Below are 6,610 nucleotides of genomic sequence, written 5' to 3' on the forward strand. Positions count from 1 at the left end.
AGATAAGGGCTTCAATAAAATGCCCAGCATTCGCTGGGCATACAAGAGTCACGATTTAATTAAACATAGTGCCGACTTTTTCAAAGAAGCCTTTGATTTTCTTATCGTTGAACAGTTTTTCCCAGTTTTCTATGCTCGCTATCACGCCATGATGTCCCCAGCCTCTGCCATTATTAAGCTTAATAGCCCGGTCATACTTGGCTTTTAATTCTGGTGAGAGCTTATTTTCATTATCGCCAAAGCGTATATAATCATCTAAAGACGGAAATAGTTCATCTCCTTCTTTATATTCGATTATAAAAAATAAAGCGTTATAAGCAATTAAGTTTCCGTACTTTGAATAATTGTCTAATAGCTGTTGGTTTTCAGAATCAGATAGGCAAAGGTAGCCGTTGTCATTCGCTAACTGTTTGTCCTTATAACATACTCTGGTAGGTATACTTGCAGCGCCCCAACTATTTCCCTTTAACATCAAGTTCTTTGTTGTTTGGAGCAAACCGTTTAGATCTCGACCCTGATCAATATAATTCTGATAGAGTGTAGATGCGGCAAAATAACTGCCGGCCTCCATCCCTTCCTTCAAAATGGCTTCTCCTTCGACGGTAAACTGATCATCATAGTTACCGATGTAGCCACCATTCGGAGAACTTCGAAACGCACGAAAATACATATTGGGAATTAACGGATCTTTCCGTGCCCAAGCAAGATAAGCGCGCTTTTTCACTTCATTAAAACCAAACTCGTCACAGATATCGCGATACTGTTTAAGCGAGCAGACTCGTTCTTCGCCGTATGTTTCCAACGCATAGGGGTAGCCTTCGATACTTAGCTCTTTCAAGTTTTCTATTGCTTGGTTAATGTTTCTATCTGCCAATGCTAACGCATAAATATAGCGCGCTTCCACATTTCGAGCGTCACCTATATAAGGTTGAAGTAATTCCCTGGCTTGGCTTCTGTCATAGTAGGTCATACCAAATATCGCGGTTCGCATTTTACGGATGTCTTCTTTGGTCAGATCCGGAGACCAAGCAGCAGAACGTAGCTCTGGGAGATATTGAATATCCTCCTCATCCATCGCCCAGCTGACACTTGTTAGCAGCACCAGTGTAAGTAACCAAATTGACTTCATGATATCTCTCCGAGTAGTTCAAATAGGCGCGAGTAGTCTCCACTACCAGCCGCTTGTCGTATTTCGTTTAGATTGTTGATCTTGCCCAAGCCATCGTCAATACCGGTTAACTCTTCAATTAGCTGGTTAACCTCTTGTTTCGCCTCGTCTATACGGTCACTGAACCACTGTTTTGGGTTGCTAAATAACATGGATGCATCGGCATAATCTTGGGGGAAGATCTCTTTACGTGCGAGATGGTAGTAGCCAAACTGCTGGGCTTGATCCAACCATTGCGCTGGAGCCGTTTGTTTTTCCTGCTCATTGATCTCGTTATAGATATAGTAGGTCGATTGTTGGCCTTGAACCTGGTAGGTCTTTTGCTCGTATTTGTTATAGGCGGAAAAATAGTCATTAAAATTTTTGATAATCGAAGAAACAAGTGCAATGTATCTTTGAGTCTCATCAGACATCAAATTGTCTCCATATAGACCATCACCAAGTACTTCAATATCTCGAAGCTGGCATTTAATCATCCGTTGTAGGAAGCCCTTTAATCTTTCCCACACTACGATCGGCATAATTTTATTGCCGTAGGGGTGAGCGAGCATGGTTTGCCCTCGCGAGTTAAAGCGGCTAAAGGTCTCTTCCACTTGGCGATTGAGCTTTCTGTGAACCACCATATGCTCACTGGACCATGCCTCAAGTAAGCGCGCTACGGCGACCCAGCGCGCCACTTCCTGAGTTACACCTGTGCGAAGTTGCTCTATCTCTTCATAACCTAACGGTTTGGCTCTTCTGCCTAAGGTGTTGACCTGTTCAATGCGCTCAAAAAGCTCTGGGGTTAACGCGTCTTCCTCTTTTACTAGGGTATAGAGTAATCGGGCTCTGGCTTCTGGTGGAATATTGTTAAACCAAGGCATGGTTTTGTCTGAACGACCATTCTTTTGAAAATACAACACTACTTGTTGAGCCACCGTATCACTATGCTGATGGAGGAGCATATTCTGCTCCTGCTCGATCACTTCGGTCATATCGAGTAAAGCTAATTGGGTGATATCAAGGCCGGTCACCATGGTCATGGTGATCAAGGTGTTGAGGACTTTAAATCCGTCTAGTGTGCCGTCCTCATCTTGTTCGGTAAACATTTCCACCCGGCGAAAGTCTTCTCTGGCTAAGATTTCAGTTAGAGCATTGACTATGTCTAGTAAAGATTCCGGGTACAAGGCAATGGTGTAATCCAGTGCGCCACCAACGCCATAAGTAAAGCCTCCACCAACTTTGAGTACATACTGCTTATTGACGTAGCCAAACTGGAATGCACCGCGGATGCCGATGCCAAATCTCAATTCTACCGAACGCCCAAGGCGGCCAAGCGTTTTCCAGTTTGTATCAGGGGTCTCACTGTATCGTGTGGTACTCAATAGAGTGTTACGTTGTGCCTCACTCAGGCTGGCGATCCAATTTTTGGTGCTGGCTTGTTCATTCGGCTTGCACCATTTCACCTGAGAGCTGACTGCCTGCCCTATTCTCGCCCCGGCAAACAGGTCGACTTGTCCTTGAATAGAGCCACCATCGGGTAACTTGATAGAGGTGTCTGCGGGGATAACGGGTTGCAGATGAACCGCTGCATCGACCGAAGAGAGGTTAATGGAGCTCGCCAGCGATAACCCGACTCCAACACTGCCATAAAAGGTCATATCACAATCATTGCGCAGTTGCCCAAGGTGAAAGTAAGTTGACGTTTCACTGCCCGCCGATTGTTTTACCGCCGGAAGCATCATTGAGAAGCCATTTCGGCTCGGTAACATTTGATGCACTTTTATAAAGCCAGCGGCAAGGTCAACTTGAGCCCTTGCGTTCAGGGAGGCGATAGTAGCGTCTTTTTCTAGCTCATCGAATGAGGCAGGATAGTCCGATTCACAACGAAATGAGTCGGAACAAAAACGCAGCAGTTCAGCCTGGGCGTTGACCGTATAGTTGAGCCCCTCTCCACCCGCTCCTGTGTAAGAGTGTTGGATTAAAGAGGTATATTGGGTGAAGTTATCCATATCCTGCTCAGAAAGCGTCGAGCTTAACGAGACGTTAGTGGATGAATTGGCTTTTGCCGCGGCCTGAGCATCGCTGATTGCACCAGACAACTTCGATTTCAACTGCGCCGAAGTCACTGGTTTTAATTGGTGAGGATCGGTATTGGTGCTCTGGGCCTTCCCCCGTTCTGTTATGTTCAGCTCGGTGATGAGACCGAGAGCAAGGTAGTCGCTTACCTTCTCTAATTCATTGCTTAACATGTAGCGGGGTTTGTTTTGCTCACTCATTAAGAAGAACTCAACAATATGGCTGTTGCTTTCTTTCCAGGCAAATTTATATTGAGTCAGTTGAATATCCTGACTTGTCCAACTGATGTCGTCGAGCGGCAAGAGCGCCGTTTTCGAGAACTGAGGTGTGTTAAGTTTGCAAAAGTGTATTTTCTCTGACTCCAGGTTCACTTTCGCTTTGTGTTTCAGGTAGTTAATCTGATAGCGAAGAGCCATAAGATAATACAATCCCCCATCCGCATACCCTTGCGCGGATGCGGTTCCACCAATAATTTGTTCGACAAATTGCTTAATGTAACGAGCCAGCTGTTTATCTAGAGTTTGGGCAAGGCTGAGTAGATTGAGATACCCCATACTTTCAATAAAGTCGATTTCACGACTTTGAGTGAGCGCGCTCAATGGCTTAGGTTCGGTATTCTCGCTGTCATAATGCAGCTGATTCAAAGAGAGAGATTTGAACGTATTGCCTTTGGATATCAACTCCCCGAGTTGTTTGAAGCTGAAATCGTTATAGATTCTCTCGAACTCTTTTTGAGTCTCATCGCTGTCTGCAAATAGCTCACTTTTGTCCAAGGTTTGCTCAGGTAACGCGACCCCTCGTCGGTTTAACTCTAAGAACACGTTAAACATGTTGCTGGCGATAATGTTGTAGGATTGACCCGACTGGTGCTTTGCAAACTCTTCTTGCATGCTGCCAATGGTTGATTCATCGAGATATTGCTGATGAAAGTGGGGTAGTAACTTGAGATAACTTTTATATAGCTTTTCTAAGCGAACTTCCTCGTTTTTTACAAAACGAAATTCCTGGCTGCTGTGACTTTTATACCAGGAGTAGCCTTGTTGTTTTGAAGTTTGTTGAGCTTGATGTTCGAAGTCTTTAATCTTTTCTTCAATTGCCTTGATAACATGGTTATTGATAAACGCTACTAAGTCAGAACGTGTTGAGTTACCGATTCGCGTTGTCTGGGCAATAGTGACAAACCTTTGTATCGTTTTTATCGCCTGATTCGCTGGTGCTCCGTTGGTAAGGTCAGCTTCGGTTAAACCAAGTTGAGCGGCATAGCTTTGTATTCCTTGGTCAAAATCCTCTTTAATCAACTCAAACCTAGGTCTCTTAGATGAGTTTGATAGCAATCTGACGTACGTCTTGAGTAACTCTCGCGCATAGATCGCCTGTGCATAAGCCTTTTTATCGTCAATGCTTTTTAAAAAAAACGCATGTGACAGAGTCTTATAGCTTTCCAGTACGCCTTTGTTATTTAAGTTTTGAAGTACAGACTGTTTGACTTGCTGAGTTTCGTTAGCATCCGCTTTACCACTGTAAAGCGCATCAATGAGAGGCTTAACGCTTTCATCCAGTTGATTTGCGATTTCCTTTAGATTGTCTGCATATTTTTGTGGTATCAGGTACCAGCTAGCATTTTGTGGAATATAAAGCACATCATCGTATTGTTTAGCAGCACAAGGCGATGCGGATACACCATTACTTTCGTTAGCCTCACACTCTAAGAAATCCGTATTGTTTAAATCAATATTTGTTGTGGTCATAAGGCTACCTATTAAGGGTTGAACGCGTTGGTTAGCATGGTCCACTCCGACTCACTGAGTTGGAACCATGCTATGTCTTTTTGCGATGGGCTATTTTGCGGCGATGGGTTGAGCAGCGTTTGTTCTTTGCCACTGTAAAACCAATGGATTTGTTCTATTGGCCCTAATAGCACCGCTAACCGTTCCTGTGACAGTTTCGCTACCCATTTGGTGAGGTAGTCGGGATCGTAAAACCGGATCACAAATGGCTTGCCGTTAGGATCTCTCATTAGGCATAAACTCTTTATATGCCTGATAAACTCGTCATCATCTGCGGTTGTGATAAATGCAGGGGCTTGAGGGAAATTGTGTTTAAACTCCTGCTGAGCATTGATTACCTTTACCCACAGTGGCGACACTTCTAATGCATCCCGCAAAGCGGTACCTGCATACCACCATTGGTACTGAAGTTGGTGATTGGCGGCCTCTATTACGGCTTGTTGTGACAGTGGGTAATCGACAAGTACCCAGCGGTTTTCTGGTTTAAGTATAGTCACGCTTTTTCTCCTTTCTCAGCACAGAGGACACACGTCGTTTCACCTTCTCTTTTTAAGCAAACACCAACAGCAACAAATTTGTGTTTCACCGCCGTTACAAGAGATTCGATAGGGGAGTAAACCAGTGGAGCGCTGCTTTCCGGCGCTTGCTGTAACTCTAACCCATTCGGTAGTGCGGCCTGCTGGCCTCCATACCCACTGCCACTGCCTGGGCTACCACCGGAGTTTATATTGATTTTCGCGCCAACTAGGCTAACGCTAGAAGCATCCATTTTGATAAAACTGCCACCGGCTTTTAGGGTTAGCTCTGCCCCCGCTTCGATAACTATTTTGAGACCAGCGTTAAGGTGAACTTCATTACCTACCTCTATCGCGTAGATTTCTCCCACTTTTTGGTGGAAACTCCCTTCCACAATCGAGGTGGCATCTTGTTTGACCAAAGTGCGGCTTTCACCCTCCACGGTGAGGTTGTGGTGGTTTTTAATCTGAGTGAAGTGGTCGTTATCGATTGTGATATGTTGGTCGTGCTTGACATGAGTGGTCATATCATTCAGCACTATCGAGTCAAAATCCTTCTGCGCATGAAGATAGACTTGCTCTTGGTCTGCTTGGTCTTCAAAACTCAGTTCGTTAAAGCCTTGTCCTTGGTGGGTCTCACTGCGCAGGACGGTTTTGGTTTTGTTCTTGGGCAGAACATAAGGCGGCTTATTGACCGCATGATAGGTGCGCCCCGTGATGATGGGCTGATCAGGGTCACCATTGAGAAATGAGACAATCACTTCGTGCCCAATGCGAGGTAAAGCGACCATGCCATATTGGCTGCCCGCCCAACCTTGAGAGACTCGCACCCAACATGAACGATGTTCAGGGTTTCTCTCTTCGCGATCCCAGTGGAAATGGACTTTCACGCGACCATGTTCGTCACAGAAGATTTCTTCTCCCTCAGGGCCGACGACGGTGGCGATCATGGGGCCATCGACTCTCGGTTTGGTCTCGGGCTGCGCTTGCCAATTGAGATGAGCGGGGATGGCTTGCCATTGGTTGGCGTAGGTCGTCTTGCCTTGAGTGCCCTCTTCCTCGAGTGCTTGAGCCTGTTCGCC

4 protein-coding genes are annotated in these 6,610 nt (G+C 45.5%); all 4 read right to left on the reverse strand.

Going from position 1 to position 6,610, the window contains the following annotated elements; genetic code table 11:
• Positions 1–55: 55 nt before the first annotated feature.
• Positions 56–1,129, reverse strand: a complete 1,074-nt coding sequence (locus ACQEXT_RS17015; RefSeq protein ID WP_138971697.1) for a hypothetical protein — start codon at positions 1,127–1,129, stop codon at positions 56–58.
• The gene (locus tag ACQEXT_RS17020) at positions 1,126–4,974 is read right to left on the reverse strand and encodes a hypothetical protein (RefSeq protein WP_426953011.1); all 3,849 of its coding nucleotides are present in this window, start codon (positions 4,972–4,974) and stop codon (positions 1,126–1,128) included. Before ACQEXT_RS17020 ends, ACQEXT_RS17015 begins: the two co-directional genes overlap by 4 nt.
• An 11-nt stretch (positions 4,975–4,985) precedes the next feature.
• Positions 4,986–5,510, reverse strand: a complete 525-nt coding sequence (locus ACQEXT_RS17025) for a DUF4123 domain-containing protein (RefSeq protein ID WP_426953012.1) — start codon at positions 5,508–5,510, stop codon at positions 4,986–4,988.
• The coding region (locus ACQEXT_RS17030; protein ID WP_426953013.1) for a type VI secretion system Vgr family protein at positions 5,507–6,610 on the reverse strand (1,104 nt) is incomplete at its 5' end. The genes ACQEXT_RS17030 and ACQEXT_RS17025, both read right to left, overlap by 4 nt.

Source organism: Vibrio sp. TRT 29B02, from assembly GCF_050113655.1.
In the GTDB taxonomy this organism is placed as follows: Bacteria; Pseudomonadota; Gammaproteobacteria; order Enterobacterales; family Vibrionaceae; genus Vibrio.

Bases quoted from the DNA above. Each gene is read 5' to 3' on its own strand.
- ACQEXT_RS17015 (WP_138971697.1), bottom strand. From the start codon at position 1,129: ATGAAGTCAATTTGGTTACTTACACTGGTGCTGCTAACAAGTGTCAGC.
- ACQEXT_RS17020 (WP_426953011.1), bottom strand. From the start codon at position 4,974: ATGACCACAACAAATATTGATTTAAACAATACGGATTTCTTAGAGTGT.